The sequence below is a fragment of the Microbacterium sp. SORGH_AS_0428 genome (genome assembly GCF_031453615.1).
Classification (GTDB): Bacteria; Actinomycetota; Actinomycetes; order Actinomycetales; family Microbacteriaceae; genus Microbacterium.
The window spans coordinates 701,231-721,108 of sequence record NZ_JAVIZT010000001.1 but is presented as its reverse complement, the minus strand read 5'-3'; the positions used below and the strand labels follow the sequence as shown (position 1 = coordinate 721,108).

Genomic DNA, 19,878 nt, shown 5'->3' with positions numbered 1-19,878 from the left:
TGCGCACTTCTTTTTCCGTTGTGTGTATGCATTTTTCTTTTACGGAGAGTTTGATCCTGGCTCAGGATGAACGCTGGCGGCGTGCTTAACACATGCAAGTCGAACGGTGAAGCAGAGCTTGCTCTGTGGATCAGTGGCGAACGGGTGAGTAACACGTGAGCAACCTGCCCTGGACTCTGGGATAAGCGCTGGAAACGGCGTCTAATACTGGATACGAGACGTGGCCGCATGGTCAACGTTTGGAAAGATTTTTTGGTTCAGGATGGGCTCGCGGCCTATCAGCTTGTTGGTGAGGTAATGGCTCACCAAGGCGTCGACGGGTAGCCGGCCTGAGAGGGTGACCGGCCACACTGGGACTGAGACACGGCCCAGACTCCTACGGGAGGCAGCAGTGGGGAATATTGCACAATGGGCGAAAGCCTGATGCAGCAACGCCGCGTGAGGGATGACGGCCTTCGGGTTGTAAACCTCTTTTAGCAAGGAAGAAGCGAAAGTGACGGTACTTGCAGAAAAAGCGCCGGCTAACTACGTGCCAGCAGCCGCGGTAATACGTAGGGCGCAAGCGTTATCCGGAATTATTGGGCGTAAAGAGCTCGTAGGCGGTTTGTCGCGTCTGCTGTGAAAACTGGAGGCTCAACCTCCAGCCTGCAGTGGGTACGGGCAGACTAGAGTGCGGTAGGGGAGATTGGAATTCCTGGTGTAGCGGTGGAATGCGCAGATATCAGGAGGAACACCGATGGCGAAGGCAGATCTCTGGGCCGTAACTGACGCTGAGGAGCGAAAGGGTGGGGAGCAAACAGGCTTAGATACCCTGGTAGTCCACCCCGTAAACGTTGGGAACTAGTTGTGGGGACCATTCCACGGTTTCCGTGACGCAGCTAACGCATTAAGTTCCCCGCCTGGGGAGTACGGCCGCAAGGCTAAAACTCAAAGGAATTGACGGGGACCCGCACAAGCGGCGGAGCATGCGGATTAATTCGATGCAACGCGAAGAACCTTACCAAGGCTTGACATATACGAGAACGCTGCAGAAATGTAGAACTCTTTGGACACTCGTATACAGGTGGTGCATGGTTGTCGTCAGCTCGTGTCGTGAGATGTTGGGTTAAGTCCCGCAACGAGCGCAACCCTCGTTCTATGTTGCCAGCACGTAATGGTGGGAACTCATGGGATACTGCCGGGGTCAACTCGGAGGAAGGTGGGGATGACGTCAAATCATCATGCCCCTTATGTCTTGGGCTTCACGCATGCTACAATGGCCGGTACAAAGGGCTGCAATACCGTGAGGTGGAGCGAATCCCAAAAAGCCGGTCCCAGTTCGGATTGAGGTCTGCAACTCGACCTCATGAAGTCGGAGTCGCTAGTAATCGCAGATCAGCAACGCTGCGGTGAATACGTTCCCGGGTCTTGTACACACCGCCCGTCAAGTCATGAAAGTCGGTAACACCTGAAGCCGGTGGCCTAACCCTTGTGGAGGGAGCCGTCGAAGGTGGGATCGGTAATTAGGACTAAGTCGTAACAAGGTAGCCGTACCGGAAGGTGCGGCTGGATCACCTCCTTTCTAAGGAGCATCTGAAGTCTTCGGACTTCCAGAACCCAGTTCGAAGGCATACGTTCTTCGCTGGGAGCTCATGGGTGGAACATTTGACGAGGCTCTCATGTGAGTGTCTGGTTTCTAGTACGACCTTCGGGTTTGGAACGGAGCTGGGTTCTTGGGTGAGGGCGTGCACGCTGTTGGGTCCTGAGGGACCGGGTGTGACTCCTTTGGGGGTTGCGGCTGTACCTCTGGGCCTTCTTCTGCTGCTTGTGCAGTGGGGGTTGGTACCGCCCGTACTTTGAGAACTACACAGTGGACGCGAGCATCTTAGAGATGAATCTTCGGATTCATTTCACAGGTGATCTTTTTTAGATCATTTAGTCAATTTTCGAGTTGACGATTCAAACTCATGTGATTTCAAGTCTTTAAGAGCAAACGGTGGATGCCTTGGCATCTGGAGCCGAAGAAGGACGTAGCAATCTGCGATAAGCCTCGGGGAGTGGATAAGCACACTTTGATCCGAGGGTGTCCGAATGGGGAAACCCCGCTGGGCGGCGTGCCGACCTAGTGACTCCCGCCTGAATATATAGGGCGGGTAGAGGGAACGTGGGGAAGTGAAACATCTCAGTACCCACAGGAAGAGAAAACAACCGTGATTCCGTGAGTAGTGGCGAGCGAAATCGGAAGAGGCTAAACCTAGCGTGTGTGATAGCCGGCAGGCGTTGCACGTTGGGGGTTGTGGGACTTTCTTGATCATCCTGCCGGGTGATCGACGTGACAGAAGCGTATAGACGAATGGTCTTGAAAGGCCAGCCATAGTGGGTGCCAGCCCCGTAGTCGAAATGCGTGTTCTGGCGTGGAGAGTATCCCAAGTAGCACGGGGCCCGAGAAATCCCGTGTGAATCTGTCAGGACCACCTGATAAGCCTAAATACTCCCAGATGACCGATAGCGGACAAGTACCGTGAGGGAAAGGTGAAAAGTACCCCGGGAGGGGAGTGAAATAGTACCTGAAACCGTTTGCTTACAAACCGTTGGAGCCTCCTTAGTAGGGGTGACAGCGTGCCTTTTGAAGAATGAGCCTGCGAGTTAGCGATACGTGGCGAGGTTAACCCGTGTGGGGTAGCCGTAGCGAAAGCGAGTCTGAATAGGGCGATTCAGTCGCGTGTCCTAGACCCGAAGCGAAGTGATCTATCCATGGCCAGGTTGAAGCGACGGTAAGACGTCGTGGAGGACCGAACCCACTTAGGTTGAAAACTGAGGGGATGAGCTGTGGATAGGGGTGAAAGGCCAATCAAACTTCGTGATAGCTGGTTCTCTCCGAAATGCATTTAGGTGCAGCGTTGCGTGTTTCTTGCCGGAGGTAGAGCTACTGGATGGCCGATGGGCCCTACAAGGTTACTGACGTCAGCCAAACTCCGAATGCCGGTAAGTGAGAGCGCAGCAGTGAGACTGTGGGGGATAAGCTTCATAGTCGAGAGGGAAACAACCCAGACCACCAACTAAGGTCCCTAAGCGCGTGCTAAGTGGGAAAGGATGTGGAGTTGCTGTGACAACCAGGAGGTTGGCTTAGAAGCAGCCACCCTTGAAAGAGTGCGTAATAGCTCACTGGTCAAGTGATTCCGCGCCGACAATGTAACGGGGCTCAAGCACGCCACCGAAGTTGTGGCATTGACATTATTGGTAGGCCTTCGTGGTCCAGCCGTGTTGATGGGTAGGAGAGCGTCGTGTGGCCAGCGAAGCGGCGGTGTGAACCAGCCGTGGAGGCTACACGAGTGAGAATGCAGGCATGAGTAGCGAAAGACGTGTGAGAAACACGTCCTCCGAAAGACCAAGGGTTCCAGGGTCAAGCTAATCTTCCCTGGGTAAGTCGGGACCTAAGGCGAGGCCGACAGGCGTAGTCGATGGACAACGGGTTGATATTCCCGTACCGGCGAAGAACCGCCCAAGCTAATCCAGTGGTGCTAAGAGTCCTAGCCAGGAATGTGTGGATCCCTTCGGGGTGATGCCGTCTTGGTGAACGCTCGACCCCATGCTGGTGCGGTTAGCGTATTAACAGGTGTGACGCAGGAAGGTAGCCCAACCCGGGCGATGGTTGTCCCGGGGCAAGTGCGTAGGCTGAGTCGTAGGCAAATCCGCGACTCGTTCGGCTGAGACACGATGCGGATAAAAAGTGGGTGATCCTATGCTGCCGAGAAAAGCATCGACGCGAGGTTCTAGCTGCCCGTACCCCAAACCGACTCAGGTGGTCAGGTAGAGAATACCAAGGAGATCGAGAGAATCGTGGTTAAGGAACTCGGCAAAATGCCCCCGTAACTTCGGGAGAAGGGGGGCCATCCACTTATACGGACTTGCTCCGAAAAGGGTGTGGTGGCCGCAGAGACTAGTGGGTAGCGACTGTTTACTAAAAACACAGGTCCGTGCCAAGTCGCAAGACGATGTATACGGACTGACGCCTGCCCGGTGCTGGAAGGTTAAGAGGAGCGGTTAGCGTAAGCGAAGCTGCGAATTTAAGCCCCAGTAAACGGCGGTGGTAACTATAACCATCCTAAGGTAGCGAAATTCCTTGTCGGGTAAGTTCCGACCTGCACGAATGGCGTAACGACTTCCCAACTGTCTCAACCGCGAACTCGGCGAAATTGCATTACGAGTAAAGATGCTCGTTACGCGCAGCAGGACGGAAAGACCCCGTGACCTTTACTACAGCTTGGTATTGGTGTTCGGTGTGGCTTGTGTAGGATAGGTGGGAGACTGTGAAGCAGACACGCCAGTGTTTGTGGAGTCATTGTTGAAATACCACTCTGGTCACTCTGGATATCTAACTTCGAACCGTAATCCGGTTCAGGGACAGTGCCTGGTGGGTAGTTTAACTGGGGCGGTTGCCTCCCAAAAAGTAACGGAGGCGCCCAAAGGTTCCCTCAACCTGGTTGGCAATCAGGTGGCGAGTGTAAGTGCACAAGGGAGCTTGACTGTGAGACTGACAGGTCGAGCAGGGACGAAAGTCGGGACTAGTGATCCGGCAGTGGCTTGTGGAAGCGCTGTCGCTCAACGGATAAAAGGTACCTCGGGGATAACAGGCTGATCTTGCCCAAGAGTCCATATCGACGGCATGGTTTGGCACCTCGATGTCGGCTCGTCGCATCCTGGGGCTGGAGTAGGTCCCAAGGGTTGGGCTGTTCGCCCATTAAAGCGGTACGCGAGCTGGGTTTAGAACGTCGTGAGACAGTTCGGTCCCTATCCGCTGCGCGCGTAGGAAGTTTGAGAGGATCTGACCCTAGTACGAGAGGACCGGGTTGGACGAACCTCTGGTGTGTCAGTTGTTCCGCCAGGAGCACCGCTGATTAGCTACGTTCGGGATGGATAACCGCTGAAAGCATCTAAGCGGGAAGCCGGCCTCAAGATGAGACTTCCATACCTTCGGGTGAGAGGCTCCCAGCCAGACTACTGGGTTGATAGGCCAGATGTGGAAGCGCAGTAATGCGTGTAGCTGACTGGTACTAATAAGCCGATGACTTGATAACACTTCGTTTGAACTGAAGCTGTTCGCGTCCACTGAGTGGTTCTCGATGTACGGTCGAGAACCGCAGACAACATTCTTTTGTTGTGTGCATGACTTGAAACATCAATAGTGTTTCGGCGGCCATAGCGAGAGGGAAACGCCCGGTCCCATTCCGAACCCGGAAGCTAAGCCTCTCAGCGCCGATGGTACTGCAGGGGGGACCCTGTGGGAGAGTAGGACACCGCCGGACTCCTTTTAGAAATGGCCACCCAAAGCTGGGTGGCCATTTCTGTTTTTCCCAGGGGTTTTACGTCGCGAGGAGAGAGCGAATGACGAACAACGACGACAACGAGCAGCGTCGGGAGTCTTCGCGCGCCCGCGGCGGAGACCGCCCGAACCGGGGCGGCGACCGTCCCTACCGTCCGCGCCAGGATGGCCAGGGCTCGGAGCGTCCGCGTAGGGACGGTGATCGTCCCTACCGTCCGCGGCAGGACGGCGACCGTCCGTACCGTCCGCGCGATGGTGCGCAGTCCGACCGTCCCCGTCGCGATGGCGATCGTCCGTTCCGTCCCCGTGAGGGTGGCGACCGCCCGTATCGTCCGCGTCAGGACGGTGACCGCCCGTATCGTCCGCGTGATGGCGCGCAGTCCGACCGTCCCCGTCAGGACGGCGACCGCCCGTATCGCCCCCGTCAGGACGGTGACCGCCCGTATCGTCCGCGCGATGGCGCGCAGTCCGACCGTCCCCGTCGCGATGGCGATCGTCCGTTCCGTCCGCGCGAGGGTGGCGACCGCCCGTATCGCCCCCGTCAGGACGGTGACCGCCCGTATCGTCCGCGCGATGGCGCGCAGTCCGACCGTCCCCGTCGCGACGGCGACCGCCCGTTCCGTCCCCGCGAGGGCGGCGACCGCCCGTACCGTCCCCGCGAAGGCGGCGACCGCCCGTACCGTCCCCGTCAGGACGGCGACCGCCCGTTCCGTCCCCGCGAAGGCGGCGACCGCCCGTATCGTCCGCGTGATGGTGCGCAGTCCGACCGTCCCCGTCAGGACGGCGACCGCCCGTTCCGTCCTCGTGAGGGTGGTGACCGCCCGTTCCGTCCGCGCGAAGGCGGCGACCGTCCGTTCCGTCCGCGCGAAGGCGGCGACCGTCCGTACCGTCCCCGTGAGGGTGGTGACCGCCCCTACCGCGGCGGTTACGACTCCGACCGCTCCTCGCGTCCGCCGCAGCGCGATGCGGTCCGCGCGGCCAAGGTGGCGGAGCCGGAGGTTCCCGAGGAGATCACGGCGCGCGATCTGCATCCCAGCGCCCGTAACGAACTCAAGACGCTCAGCAAGGAGAACGCCGAGGAAGTCGCTCGCCACCTGGTGATGGCCGGCCGCCTGATCGACGAGGACCCGCAGCGCGCGCACGAGCACGCCCTCGCGGCCTCCCGTCGTGCCGGCCGGATCGCCGTCGTGCGGGAGAGCGTCGCCATCACCGCCTATGCGACCGGCGATTACGCGCTCGCATTGCGCGAGCTGCGCACCTACCGTCGGATCTCCGGCAATGAGGATCAGATCGCGCTCATGGTCGACAGCGAGCGCGGTGTCGGGCGGCCCGACCGTGCGATCGAGGTCGGTCGCGCCGTCGAGCGGAACACGCTCCCGGTCGCGGTGCGGGTCTCCCTCGCGATCGCGCTCTCCGGCGCGCGGCTGGACCTCGGTGAGACCGAGCGTGCCCTCGCCGAACTGGACATCCCCGAGCTCGACCCCGACCGCGCCTTCGAGTGGAGCCCCGCTCTGTTCGCAGCCCGCGCGGCGGTGCTCGAAGAGCTCGGTCGCGACGAGGAAGCTGCCGAGTGGACGCGGCGGGCGGACATCGCCGCCGAAGCACTCGACGAGGCAGCGGGCAACGGATCCGACGAGGAGATCTACGTCGAGGAGATCTTCGACGAGGAGTTCACCGAGGACGCCGCCGTCGACGCGGCCGACGCGGACGAGGAAGTCCAGGCCGAGACCGACGAGAACATCGACGACGACGCAGACCAGGACGACGAGGACGACTACTCGATCGCCGCGGAGGTGGAGGAACTCCTCGCCGCCGCGGATGCGGCCGCCGACGCGCAGAGCTCCACGACCGTGGACGACGACCAGGACCAGGAGCGCTGATGGCACTGTTCGGTCGCTCCGCTCCCACTCCGCTCGAAGGAGTGGACGCCGTGCTGGCCGACCTCGACGGCGTCGTGTACGCCGGCGCGGGTGCGCTGCCGTACGCCGTCGACGCGCTGAACACCGTCGCGGCGACACGTCGACTCGGCTTCATCACCAACAACGCATCTCGCACCGACGCCAGCGTCGCCGCGCACCTGAGCGAGCTCGGTCTGACCGTGACCGCCGACGACGTGGTCACGAGCCCGCAGGCCGCGGTGCGACTGCTGCGCACCCGTGTCCCCGCCGGCGCGACGATCCTCGTCGTCGGCGGCGAGGGCCTCGTCGTCGAGCTCGAGAAGGCCGGCTTCGTCGTCACGCGCTCGGCCGAGGATGACCCGGCCGCCGTCGTGCAGGGCTTCGCGCCGCACGTGGGGTGGGCGGATCTCGCCGAGGCTGCCTTCGCCCTCAAGACGCCCGAGGATGAGGGCGGGATCCCCTGGATCGCCACCAACACCGACTGGACCATCCCGCAGGCCCGGGGCATCGCACCCGGAAACGGAACGCTCGTCTCCGCGGTCCACACCGCCATCGGCCGTCTCGCGGTCGTCGCGGGAAAGCCCGAGACACCCATCTTCGAAGAGGCACTCGCCCGGTTCGACGCGCGCCGCGCGCTCTTCATCGGCGACCGTCTCGACACCGACATCGCGGGCGCGCAGGCCGCCGGCATCCCGTCGGCGCTCGTGCTCACCGGCATCGACCGGCCCAAGCACGTCCTGGCCGCACCCTCCACTTCGCGACCCGACTTCATCCTCGGGGACCTCCGCGAACTGCACGAGCCCTACCCGCAGACCAAGGTCAAGGGCGACGTGACCATCGTCGGCGATGCGCGCGTCGCCGTGGACGGGGCGGACCTCCGCATCCTGTCCGCGGGCTCGCGTCCGATCGATCTCGTGCGCGCGGGTGCTGCGGCCATCTGGTCGACAGGTCGGGCGATCTTCGGCTTCCGGGTGCCCGAGGAGCTGTACGCGGATCCGTTCCATCGGCCCTGACGCACCGTCCGTACGGGGGGTGAGCCGTATCCTGGGGTGATGCACGCAGAACCCACGGAGCCGGCCGATGATCTGCTGCCCGCACTCGAGGTGATCGAGCAGCAGCCCCTCGGAGACCGTGCCGCAGCCTACGCGGTCCTGCTCGACGACATCGCTCGCCGCCTCGACTCCGGACCGCACGCCGGATGACCGAGCGTCTCGACGCCGCCGTCGCCGCGCGCGGGCTCGCGCGTTCGCGCACACACGCAGCGGCGCTGATCACGCAGGGCCTCGTCTCGGTCGACGGCACCGCCGTGGTCAAGCCCTCGCATCGCGTCCCCGAGTCCGCCGAGATCGCCGTCGCCGCATCCGATCACTATGTGAGTCGAGCCGCACACAAGCTCCTCGCCGCGCTCGACGCGTTCGAGATCGACGTCGCCGGACGCGCGGCCCTGGACATGGGCGCGAGTACGGGCGGGTTCACCCAGGTGCTCCGCGAGCGAGGCGCCGAGCCGGTGCTCGCCGTCGACGTGGGGCACGACCAGCTCGCCGAGAGCGTGCGCCGGGATGCCGGCGTGATCGCCGTGGAGGGGTTCAACGTCCGCTTCATGGACTCCGCCGCCCTCGCCGAGGCCGCGGGGATGCCGTACACGCCCGAGATCGTCACGGGAGACCTGTCGTTCATCTCCCTGTCCCACGTGCTCGAACCCGTGCGTTCGGTGGTCACCGACACGAGCGACATCGTGCTGCTCATCAAACCGCAGTTCGAGGTGGGCCGCACCGCCGTGCGCGGCGGTCTCGTCACTGACCCGGCCCAGCGGGCGGAGTCGATCTCGACCGTGCTCTGGCAGGCGTGGGACGCGGGCCTGCAGACGGCGGGCCTGATCGCCTCTCCCGTGGTCGGGACGCACGGCAACCAGGAGTACCTCGTGCATCTCGGGCGCACCGGCGGGCGCATTCCGTCAGAATGGGAGAGCACTGTGACCGAGCTGACGGGAGTGCGATGACCGATCCGCGCCACATCCTCGTGGTGGCCCACGCGCGCCGCGCAGACACCGTCGAGGCGGCCGATCGGGTGATCTCGGCCCTGCGCGCCGCGGGCGCCACCCCCGTGCTGGCCGAAGACGATCGCGACGAGCTCGCCGAAGTGCTGCCGCGCTGCGCCGACCTGGCCGTGCTGGGCGTCGACGTGCCCCTGCACGAGATCGAGCTCGCGATCGTGCTCGGCGGCGACGGCACGATCCTCCGCGCGGCCGAGATGGTCCGCAGCGGCACCGCCCCCGTGCTCGGGATCAACATGGGGCACGTGGGCTTCCTCGCCGAGAGCGAGAGAGACGACATGGACGAGGCCGTGGCGCGGGTCATCGCCCGCGACTACCGGGTCGAAGAACGCCTCGCCCTGTCGGTGCGGGTCAAGGACGCCTCCGGGCAGGTCATCTACAGCACCTGGGCGCTGAACGAGGCGACCGTCGAGAAGGCGAGCCGCGAGCGGATGCTCGAGGTCGTCATGGAGATCGACGGGCGCCCCCTCTCGAGCTTCGGATGCGACGGCGTCGTCATCGCGACCCCCACCGGTTCGACCGCCTACAACTTCTCCGCCGGCGGCCCCATCATCTGGCCGACGGTGGAAGCCATCTCGGTGGTCCCGCTGTCGGCGCACGCGCTTTTCGCGAAGCCGCTCGTTGTCGGACCGGAGGCCGCGGTCGCGATCGAAGTGCTGGCCCGGACGCACGGCACCGGCATCCTCTGGTGCGACGGCCGTCGCTCGCACGAACTGCCGCCGGGGGCGCGCGTCGTCGCCCGCCGCTCCTCGGAGCCGGTGCGTCTCGCGCGCCTGCATCCGCCGGCGTTCACCGAGCGCCTCGTGCAGAAGTTCCACCTGCCCGTCACCGGATGGCGGGGACCGGCGGGCGAGGTCACGGCGTGATCGAGGAGATACGCCTGCGAGAGCTCGGCGTCATCGCCGACGCCACGCTGCCCATGGGCCCCGGCTTCACCGCCATCACGGGCGAGACCGGCGCGGGCAAGACGATGGTCGTCACCGGGCTCGGGCTCCTGCTCGGCGCGCGGGCCGACTCCGGGGTCGTTCGCTCGGGCGCCTCCGCCGCGGCGGTCGAGGGCGTCTGGCTCGTGGATGCCGACGGTGCTGCCGCCGACCGCGTCCGCGAGGCGGGCGGAGACCTGGACCCGGTCGCAGGCGACCGCGCCGAGCTTCTCCTCGGCCGCACTCTGAGCGCCGAGGGACGCAGCCGCGCCACGGTGGGCGGCAGGTCGGCACCGGTCGGCGTGCTCACGGACCTCGCCGATCTCCTGGTCGCCGTCCACGGACAGTCCGACCAGCTTCGCCTGCGCTCCGGGGCGGCGCAACGCGATGCCCTCGATCGTTACGCGGGACAGAGCGTCGCCGCCCCGCTGGCGGAGTATCGGCGCGCGTACGACCGGGTGCGTGAACTGGATGCGGAACTCACCGAGCTGGTCCAGCGCCGCGACGAGCGGCTGCGCGAGGCGGAGCAGCTGCGCGCTGATCTCGCCGCGGTCGAGGCCGCTGCCCCCCAGCCGGGGGAGGACGTGCAGCTGGCGGCGCGCGCCGAGCTGCTGGCCAACGTGGAAGAGCTCAGAGCCGCGGCGGCTCTCGCACATGAGGCGCTCGCCAGCGAACACGACGCCCCCGATGCATCCATGCTCGTCGCCGAGGCGCGTCGCGCCCTGGAACGCGTCTCCGACGCCGACCCCGCCGTCGCGGCGATGGCGGAGCAGGCCGCCGAGATCTCGTACCGGATCGTCGATCTCGCCGGCACCGTCGCGGGCTATCTCGCCGATCTCGACGAGACGGGACCTGCCGAGCTCGCCGCGGTGGAGGAGCGCCGCAGCGTGCTCGCCGCGCTCGTGCGCGCCCACGGCAGCCTGGAAGCCGCACTGACACTCGCCGCCGACGGCGCCGACCGCCTGGCCGAGCTCGACGACGACGACTCGCGCGTCGAGCGGTTGAGCGCCGAGCGCGCGCAGGTCGTCGAGCGCCTCGACGCCGCGGCCACGGCGCTGACCGCGGCGCGTCGCAAGGCGGCGGGGCGCCTCGCCGCCGATGTCACCGAGGAGCTGCACGCCCTCGCCCTGCCCGACGCCCGCGTCGACGTGCAGGTGAGTGAGACGCCCGCATCCGCCGCAGGACGCGACGAGGTCGCGATCCTCCTCGCCCCGCATCCGGGAGCGGCTCCTCGCCCCGTGTCGAAGGGGGCGTCGGGCGGCGAGCTCAGTCGCGTCATGCTCGCGATCGAAGTCGTGATCGCCGCGACCGATCCGGTGCCCACGTTCGTCTTCGACGAGGTGGATGCGGGAATCGGCGGCGCCGCCGCCATCGAGGTGGGTCGGCGCCTGGCCCGCCTCGCCGAGACCTCGCAGGTGATCGTCGTGACCCACCTCGCCCAGGTGGCGGCGTTCGCGACGAACCATCTCAGCGTCGTGAAGCAGAACGACGGCTCCGTCACCCAGTCCAGCGTCCGGCGTCTGACGGGAGCCGAGCGGGAAGCGGAGATGGCGCGACTGCTCTCGGGTTTGGCAGACTCCGACGCAGCACTCACACACGCGCGCGAGCTGCTCGCCCTCGCCGGCCCCGCCCACTGATAGGATAGAAGCCCGTGACGAACTCTTCCGGCTCAGGCCTCTCCCACGGTACGAACAACGACGACACCACCAAGCACATCTTCGTGACGGGCGGTGTCGTCTCCTCGTTGGGCAAGGGCCTGACCGCAGCCAGCCTCGGCAATCTGCTCACCGCTCGGGGCCTGCGCGTCGTCATGCAGAAGCTCGACCCGTACCTGAACGTCGACCCTGGAACGATGAATCCGTTCCAGCACGGCGAGGTCTTCGTCACCGACGACGGCGCCGAGACCGATCTCGACATCGGGCACTACGAGCGCTTCCTCGACATCGAGCTGAGCCAGGCGGCCAACGTCACGACCGGTCAGATCTACTCGCAGGTCATCGCCCGCGAGCGTCGCGGCGAGTACCTCGGCGACACGGTCCAGGTCATCCCGCACATCACCGACGAGATCAAGCGCCGGATGCGGCTGCAGGCCAGCGAGTCGCCCAAGCCCGACGTGATCATCACCGAGGTCGGCGGCACGGTCGGCGACATCGAGTCCCAGCCGTTCCTCGAGGCGGCGCGCCAGCTGCGTCACGAGCTCGGCCGCGACACGGTGTTCTTCGTACACGTGTCCCTCGTGCCCTTCATGGGCGCGTCGGGCGAGCAGAAGACCAAGCCCACGCAGCACTCGGTCGCCGCTCTCCGCTCGATCGGCATCCAGCCCGACGCCCTGGTGCTGCGCAGCGACCGCCCCGTCACCGACGCCAACAAGCGCAAGATCGCCCTGATGTGCGACGTCGATGTCGAGGGCGTCATCAACACCGTCGACCTGCCGAGCATCTACGACATCCCCTCCACCCTCAACGAGCAGGGCCTGGACGCGTACATCGCACGCCGGCTCGGTCTCAGCGAGAAGGCGGCCGAGGTCGACTGGTCGCGCTGGCAGCAGGTTCTCAACGCCGTGCACAACCCCAAGCACGACGTCACCATCGGACTGGTCGGCAAGTACATCGACCTTCCCGACGCCTACCTGTCGGTGACGGAGGCGCTGAAGGCGGGCGGCTTCGCGCACGAGACCCACGTCAACATCCGCTGGATCCCCTCCGACACCTGCGAGACGCCCGAGGGTGCCGCGGCCGCGCTCGCGGACGTCGACGGTATCGTCGTCCCCGGCGGATTCGGCATCCGCGGCATCGAGGGCAAGCTCGGCGCGCTCCGCTTCGCGCGTGAGCAGGGCATCCCGACGCTCGGCATCTGCCTGGGCCTGCAGTGCATGGTCATCGAGTACGCCCGCACGATGGCGGGCCTGGAAGGCGCGTCCTCGAGCGAGTTCGACCCCGACACCGTGCACCCCGTCGTCGCGACGATGGCCGAGCAGGTCGACATCCTCGACCACGGTGACCTGGGCGGCACGATGCGGTTGGGTCTGTACCCGGCGGACCTCGCCGAAGGCTCGATCGCGGCGGAGGTCTACGGCTCGACCCGCGCCTCCGAGCGCCACCGCCACCGCTACGAGGTCAACAACGCCTACCGCGAGCAGCTCGCCGAGGCGGGGCTCGTCTTCTCGGGCCTGAACCCCGACCTCGGTCTCGTCGAGTACGTCGAGCTGCCGCGCGACGTGCACCCGTACTACATCGCGACACAGGCCCACCCCGAGCTGCGTTCGCGGCCGACCGCGCCGCATCCGCTGTTCCGCGGGCTCGTCGGCGCGGCGCTGGATCGCCACCGCGCGAGCGAGCTGTTCGACGTCGAGAACGCGTGATCGGGGCGCGGCCGTGATCGAGGACGAGCGGTTCGACGGCGAGGTCGTCGACACGAGCGTGGTCTTCCACGGCCGCGTCTGGGACGTGCGCTCGGATGTCGTGCGCTACGGCGACGGCGAGATCGTGCGCGACTACGTCGACCACACCGGGGCGGCCGCTGTCGTGGCCGTTGACGACGAGGACCGAGTGCTGCTGATCCAGCAGTACCGGCATCCGATTCGTCGCCGAGACTGGGAGATCCCGGCCGGACTGCTCGATGTGGCGGGGGAGAGCCCGGCCGAGACGGCCCGTCGCGAGCTCGCGGAGGAGGTCGATCTCGCCGCGGGCAGCCTCGAGCCTCTCGTGAGCCTGTTCACGAGCCCCGGCGGCAGCGACGAGATCGTCCACGTCTTCCTCGCGCGCGACCTCGTCCAGCTCAGCGCGCACGAGCGCACCGACGAGGAGGCGGACATCGTCACGCGGTGGGTGCCGCTGGCCGAGGTCGTCGGAGCGATCCTCGCAGGCGGCGTGCGCAACGGCATCCTCATCTCGGGTGTGCTCGCCGCGGCCGAACGGCTCCGCCGGGACGACCTGGCCCGCTGAGATGCGCATCGGCCGCGCGGTCGAGGTGTACCTGCGCCACGTGACGATCGAGCGCGGGCTGGCCTCCCACACCGTCGACGCGTACCGCCGCGACCTGGCGACCTATGTCGCGTGGCTCGCGGAGCGCGGCGTCGACGGCGTCGACGAGGTGGATGCGGCGATGGTCACCGCGTTCGCCGCGGAGAAGGCGTCGGCGGAGCCTCGACCGGCCGCATCCAGCCTCGCCCGGCTGCAGTCCTCGGTCCGCGGGCTGCACCGGTTCCTCGTGCGCGAGGGGATCCGCGAGGACGATCCGGCGCAGGATCTCCGACCGCCCAAACTCGCGCAGCGGCTTCCCAAAGCTTTGACGATCGATCAGGTCGAACGGCTTCTCGATGCGTCGGGCCCCGCGCCGGGGGAGGCAGATCAGGCCACCTCGGTCCAGCTCCGCGACCGGGCGCTCGTCGAGCTGCTGTACGCGACCGGTGCGCGCGTCTCGGAGATCGTGCAGCTGGATGTGGACGACCTCGCGCACGGCGAGGTCCTGCGGGTGCGGGGAAAGGGATCGAAGGAGCGGATCGTGCCGGTCGGCTCCTACGCCCGCGCCGCGGTCGACGCCTACCTCACGCGTGCCCGCCCCGAGCTCGCGCGCCGCGGCCGGGGCACGCCGCGCCTCTTTCTGGGGGCGCGCGGAGCGGCGCTGTCGCGGCAGAGCGCGTGGGCTGTGCTTCAGCAGGCGGCGGAAGGGGCGGGACTGGAGGCGCACGTCTCGCCGCACACGCTGCGTCACTCGTTCGCGACGCACCTGCTGCAGGGCGGAGCCGACGTGCGCGTGGTGCAGGAACTGCTCGGCCACTCCTCGGTGGCGACGACCCAGATCTACACGCACGTGAGCGTCGACGCCCTCCGCGACGTCTACGCGGCCGCTCACCCGCGGGCGCGCTGAGCCGAACGCGCTCTCGATTCCCGCGCACCCGGGATAGTCACGGCTCCGCCGTGGGCGGCACGCCCTGCGCCCGCGGATCATCGGAGGGGTGAGGAGACTGCGCCGCACCACGATGGGGGAGGGAGCGTCGGACCGTCCGGGTTTCGCCTACCTGCCCGCCGACACCGTGTACCTGGATGCGGCCTGCCAGTCGATGCGCCCCACGCCCGTCATCGAGGCGTTCGACGAGTACTTCCGCACCCGCAACGCGTGCGGCGGCCGCGCCTCCTACGAGAGCGCGCGCGAGGTGGATGCGGGCGTCGCCGACACGCGCGCGGCGGTGCTGCGCACGCTCGGGCTCACCTCCCGCACGCATGCGGTCTCGTTCACGTTGAACACCACGTACGGCCTGAACCTCCTGCTGACACAGCTGCCCGCCGGCAGATTCCGCCGAGTCGTGACGACGGTCACCGAGCACAACGCGGTCTTTCTCAGTACCATCGCCTTCGCCCGCGCTCGCGGCATCGATCGTGTCGTGCTCGAGCGCGACGCGCTCGGTGCACTGATGTACCGCGACGCCGACCTCGCCGATGCCCTCGTCGTCGTCTCGGCCCAGAACAATGTGGACGGTGCCGTCACCGCGGATCTGGCGGGTCTCGTGGCCGACGTCCACCGTCTCGGCGGGGCGGTCATCGTCGACGCCGCGCAGGCGATGGCCCACGCGCCCGAGGTCCTGCGCTCTCTCGCGGCCGATGCGATCTGCTTCTCTGGACACAAGGCGTACGGGCCGTCCCTGGGCGTCGTCGTCGCGACGCATGCCCTGCTGATGTCGCTCGAGGTGGGATTCGTCGGCGGCGGTCAGGTGGCGGAGGTCTCCGCGGACGACTTCGTGCTGCTCGACGAGCCGCATACCCGCCTCGAACCCGGCCTGCAGGCCTGGGGTGAGATCCTCGCCTTCGGCGCGGCGCTGCGGTGGCGCCAGTCGTACTCGCGCACCGCAGGGGAGTCCGTCGAGCAGCGTGAGCGACGCTTGACGCGTGCGCTGCGGGAGGGGTTGGACGAGATTCCGCACCTGAGCGTCTTCGGTGACTCCGACGGCGCGCTCGTGCCCTTTCGCGCCCACCGCGTCGACAGCAACCGACTGGCGGTGTTCCTCTCGAAGGCGGGGATCTCCGCACGCAGTGGATACTTCTGTGCGCACTACTGGCTGCGCGAACGCGAACGGGTCGAGCCGCTGGTGCGGTTCAGTCTGGGCGCGCACAACACCGAACAGGACGTCGCACGCTGCCTCGACGTGCTCGGCCGGATGCTGAGGGGGCTCTGAATGCTGTGCATCGCCGCGTTCATCGTGCTGCTGGTTCTGGCGGCCGTCTCCGCCAAGTACCGGCGCCTGCTCGGCACGGCCTGGCGATGCGTCACCCGGCGCGTGACGTTCCGCCCCTGCGACACGTCGTTCCGCGAGGACGTGAAGAACAGCATGCTCGCGCCCCTCGCCGTGCGGGCGCCGCGGCTCGTGAGGCCGGCGAGCATCGCGATCGAGGTGACCGCGTGGATCATGGTGCTCTCGCTCGTTCTGAGCCTGTACATCGTCGGCAAGAGCGGCCTCAACCTCTTCGTCTACGGAACCTGCAACCCCCAGGACACACAGGCGTGCAGCCTCTCGGCGGGCGCGTGCAGCATCGACGCGGGCGCGGATGACTTCGGTTCGGCGCTGGCCAAGGGGGATGTCCTCGGTGCGTTCGCCGCGGAGTTCCGCTCGCTCGGCAAGACCTTCGACGCACTCCCGAGCCGGCTGAAGGACTGGGATGCGCGCGAGTACCTCCCCGAGGCGGCGAGCTACGCCGGGGGGTACCGCGATGGGCTTCCCGTGGCGGTCGAGGTGATCGACCCGGGCTGCCGTTTCTGCGCCGAGCTCTTCCGCAACATCGAGAGCGCCGGCTTCCCCGACGAGCAGAACCTCGCCTACCTCCCGTACCCGATCGGACCGGATGCCGCCCCGAAGTTCGCGAACTCGCCGCTGATCACCGACTACCTCACCGCCATCCGCCTCACGGAGCAGGCCGACGTCCCCGCGCAGGGAGGCACGGACTGGCGGATCCTCGAGCACATCTTCACGGGCGAGCGTCCCGACGGCGTCGCCTGGCAGACGTGGTTCAACGAGCAGGCATCGCCGGAGCAGGCTGAGTCCCAGCTGCAGGAGTGGCTCGCGGACGCCGGCTACGACGCCGCCGGCATCCAGGACGTCGCGCGGCTCGCCGCATCCGATCGGGTGCACGACATCGTCGCCGAGGGAAAGCGGATCGTCGAGGAGGAGATCCGCACGGCGACCGTTCCCACCCTCATCGCCGACGGTGCGCTGCATCCCGGCGTCGTGTCCGTCGATCAGCTGCAGGGGATGCGGTGAACCGGACGCATTAGTCACGGCCACTGCGCCCCGTCAGTCGCACCCGCCGCGCGCACACTGAGCGCATGAGCGTTCCCACCGCGCCCCCTTCCCGCGCGCTCGCCGTCTTCTGGATCATCGCCGGCCTTCTCGGCTGGGCGGTCTCGTTCCTGCTGTATCTCGAGTACATCGGGCAGCTGCGCGGCGTCGACCCGCTCGTGTCGTGCCAGTTGAGCGTGATCGTGACGTGCGGGCCCAACCTGCTCTCTCCCGGGGGCAACCTCCTCGGCTTCAGCAACTCGATCATCGGGGTCGTGCTGTTCCTCGGCCCGATCTACGCCGGTGTGACGGCGCTCGCCGGTGCGACGGGCCTGAGGAGCTGGTACTGGCGCACCTACCTGGCCTTCGTCGCCGCCGCCTTCGTGTTCGTGCACTTCCTGGCCTATCGGAGCGTCTTCGAGTACGGCTCGCTCTGCCCGTGGTGCATGGTCGTGTGGCTCGTCACCATCCCTCTCTTCTGGGTCACGCTCGGCTGGACCGCCCGCGCGGGGCTGTGGGGCGTTCGGATGCGGCCGGTCGGCCGATGGCTCGCGAGCTGGGCGCCGTTGGTCGCCATCCTCGACGTCGCGCTCATCGCCGTCGTCGCCCAGCTCAGACTGGACGTGTTGGGCTCGCTGTTCTGAGCGGAGCCCCCACGTCGGGTCCGGGGCGTCGTGTCACGTTACGAACCTGTGAATTGTCTAAGCGATCGCCGCCGATTCCGACTAGCGTCGGGCGCACCGGGGAAACGCGAGAGGACACCACGTGACGACATCACGGCCACGAGCCACCCGTATCGGCATCGGGATCAGCATCGGCGCAGCTCTGGCGGTGACCGTCGGCATTGCGCCGGCTGCCGCCGTCGATCCCGCCGATCTGGAAGAGCGGGTGACGGTGGACGCCGTCGTCGGCCACCTGCAGCAGCTGCAGGACATCGCCGACGCCAACGGCGGCAATCGGGCGGCGGGCACGAGCGGCTATGAAGCCAGCGCGGCCTACATCGAGCAGGCGCTGACGGCCGCCGGGTACACGCCCGAACGCCAGTACTTCGACGCGGACCTGCAGACGATCGACGCGTACACGCTCACGGTCGACGGCTACAGCGCCGCAGATCCCTTCGGCATCCCCATGGAGTTCACCCCGGGCACGCCCGCCGGCGGGCTCAGCGACCTGCCGCTGATCGCCCCGACCGCCCCGCTGGGATGCACAGCGGACGACTGGGCCGGTATCGACGCCGCAGGCGCCATCGCTCTCGTCTCGCGCGGCAGCTGCTCCTTCGCGGAGAAGTCGGCCGCGGCCGCTGCCGCCGGCGCGGAGGCCGTGATCATCTACAACAACGAGCCGGGTCCGCTCCAGGGCACCCTCGGCGCGCAAACCCCTGACCTCGCGCCGACGGTCGGCATCCTGCAGAGCGAGGGACAGGACCTGCTCGCGGCGCTCGCCGACGGACCCGTCCTGGCGGATCTCGATCTGCAGCAGCACATCGACTCCGTCGAGACGTTCAACATCATCGCCGACACGCCCACCGGTCGCGACGACAACGTCGTCATGCTCGGTGCGCACCTCGACTCCGTCGAGGACGGCCCCGGCATCAACGACAACGGCTCGGGCTCGGCGGCGATCCTGGAGGTCGCCCTTCAGCTGGCCGCGTCGGGTGAGCTGGAGAACACGGTCCGCTTCGCCTGGTGGGGCGCAGAGGAGATCGGGCTCTTGGGATCGGCGCACTACGTCGAAGAACTGACCGATGCCGATGCGGATGCCATCGCGACCTACCTCAACTTCGACATGGTCGCCTCTCCCAACTACGTGATCGCCGTCTACGACGCCGACCAGTCCACGTACGAGGCGCCGGTGGAGGTCCCGGAGGGATCGATCGCGACGGAGGCGGCGTTCACGAGCTACTTCGATGCGATCGGGCAGCCGTGGATCGACACCGCCTTCGACGCCCGCAGCGATTACAACGCGTTCATCCTGGCGGGGATCCCCGCATCCGGCCTGTTCACGGGAGCCGATGACGTCAAGACGGCGGAACAGGTGGCGCTGTTCGGCGGCACCGAGGGCATCATCATGGACCCGAACTATCACACGCCCGCCGATGACATGTCGAACATCAACACCGAGGCGCTCGGGATCATGCTCGGCGCGATCGCGAGCGTCACGGCGACGCTCGCGAACGACACGTCCGCCGTCAACGGTGTCGCGCCCATCGTCGACCCGGTCGTCCCGGCGCCCGAGGTGACCGAGGAGGGCGACCACCTGCTGGCCGCGTCCGGCTCGGAGATCTCCGGCGTCTGGCTCGGCGGCGGTGTCCTGGCACTTCTCGCGGGTGCCGTCGTGCTGGCAGCCGCCGCGCGTCGCCGGCGCACCGTCTGAGCGCGGTTCGGGGAGGGGGCTCGGTGCGCCCTCCCCGAACCCGCGGTCTGCCGTCGCTA

13 protein-coding genes and 3 rRNA genes are annotated in these 19,878 nt (G+C 66.6%); all 16 read left to right on the top strand.

Annotated elements, in window-relative coordinates:
* Positions 1-38 precede the first annotated feature (38 nt).
* The 16 genes from QE374_RS03570 (at position 39) to QE374_RS03495 (ending at position 19,819) form a co-directional block, all read left to right on the top strand.
* Positions 39-1,561, top strand: a 16S ribosomal RNA gene (locus QE374_RS03570).
* 391 nt (positions 1,562-1,952) lie between these two features.
* Positions 1,953-5,057 (top strand): 23S ribosomal RNA (locus QE374_RS03565).
* A 111-nt stretch (positions 5,058-5,168) separates the two neighbouring features.
* Positions 5,169-5,285, top strand: a 5S ribosomal RNA gene (rrf, locus tag QE374_RS03560).
* Together the 16S, 23S and 5S rRNA genes form the textbook arrangement of a ribosomal RNA operon.
* A 79-nt stretch (positions 5,286-5,364) precedes the next feature.
* Entirely contained in the window at positions 5,365-7,182 is a 1,818-nt protein-coding gene (locus QE374_RS03555) for a primosomal protein (protein ID WP_309732246.1), read from the top strand.
* Positions 7,182-8,213 (top strand): HAD-IIA family hydrolase, encoded by a 1,032-nt coding sequence (locus QE374_RS03550; RefSeq protein WP_309732244.1) that lies wholly within the window; start codon positions 7,182-7,184, stop codon positions 8,211-8,213. Before QE374_RS03555 ends, QE374_RS03550 begins: the two co-directional genes overlap by 1 nt.
* Positions 8,214-8,252: 39 nt before the next feature.
* Positions 8,253-8,402, top strand: coding sequence for a hypothetical protein (locus tag QE374_RS03545; RefSeq protein WP_243228166.1), 150 nt, complete (start codon positions 8,253-8,255; stop codon positions 8,400-8,402).
* A complete protein-coding gene (locus tag QE374_RS03540) occupies positions 8,399-9,199 on the top strand; it encodes a TlyA family RNA methyltransferase (RefSeq protein ID WP_309732241.1) in 801 nt (266 codons plus the stop codon). The genes QE374_RS03545 and QE374_RS03540 overlap by 4 nt, the downstream gene beginning before the upstream one ends.
* Entirely contained in the window at positions 9,196-10,119 is a 924-nt protein-coding gene (locus QE374_RS03535; RefSeq protein WP_137416637.1) for an NAD kinase, read from the top strand. Before QE374_RS03540 ends, QE374_RS03535 begins: the two co-directional genes overlap by 4 nt.
* Positions 10,116-11,813 carry a DNA repair protein RecN gene (gene recN / locus QE374_RS03530; RefSeq protein ID WP_309732238.1) on the top strand — a complete coding sequence of 566 codons (1,698 nt, stop codon included), beginning with the start codon at positions 10,116-10,118 and terminating at the stop codon, positions 11,811-11,813. The genes QE374_RS03535 and recN overlap by 4 nt, the downstream gene beginning before the upstream one ends.
* A gap of 14 nt (positions 11,814-11,827) precedes the next feature.
* A complete protein-coding gene (locus QE374_RS03525; protein ID WP_309732237.1) occupies positions 11,828-13,537 on the top strand; it encodes a CTP synthase in 1,710 nt (569 codons plus the stop codon).
* A 13-nt stretch (positions 13,538-13,550) separates the two neighbouring features.
* On the top strand, positions 13,551-14,120 hold the full coding sequence (locus tag QE374_RS03520) for an NUDIX hydrolase (protein ID WP_309732236.1): 570 nt from the start codon (positions 13,551-13,553) through the stop codon (positions 14,118-14,120).
* A 1-nt stretch (position 14,121) separates the two neighbouring features.
* A complete protein-coding gene (xerD, locus tag QE374_RS03515; RefSeq protein WP_309732235.1) occupies positions 14,122-15,045 on the top strand; it encodes a site-specific tyrosine recombinase XerD in 924 nt (307 codons plus the stop codon).
* A gap of 88 nt (positions 15,046-15,133) precedes the next feature.
* Positions 15,134-16,348 carry an aminotransferase class V-fold PLP-dependent enzyme gene (locus QE374_RS03510; protein WP_309732233.1) on the top strand — a complete coding sequence of 405 codons (1,215 nt, stop codon included), beginning with the start codon at positions 15,134-15,136 and terminating at the stop codon, positions 16,346-16,348.
* Positions 16,349-17,428 carry a hypothetical protein gene (locus QE374_RS03505; protein ID WP_309732231.1) on the top strand — a complete coding sequence of 360 codons (1,080 nt, stop codon included), beginning with the start codon at positions 16,349-16,351 and terminating at the stop codon, positions 17,426-17,428.
* Between the two features lie 65 nt (positions 17,429-17,493).
* The gene (locus QE374_RS03500) at positions 17,494-18,090 is read left to right on the top strand and encodes a vitamin K epoxide reductase family protein (RefSeq protein ID WP_309732230.1); all 597 of its coding nucleotides are present in this window, start codon (positions 17,494-17,496) and stop codon (positions 18,088-18,090) included.
* Positions 18,091-18,211: 121 nt separating this feature from the next.
* The gene (locus QE374_RS03495) at positions 18,212-19,819 is read left to right on the top strand and encodes a M20/M25/M40 family metallo-hydrolase (protein WP_309732228.1); all 1,608 of its coding nucleotides are present in this window, start codon (positions 18,212-18,214) and stop codon (positions 19,817-19,819) included.
* Positions 19,820-19,878 lie beyond the last annotated feature (59 nt).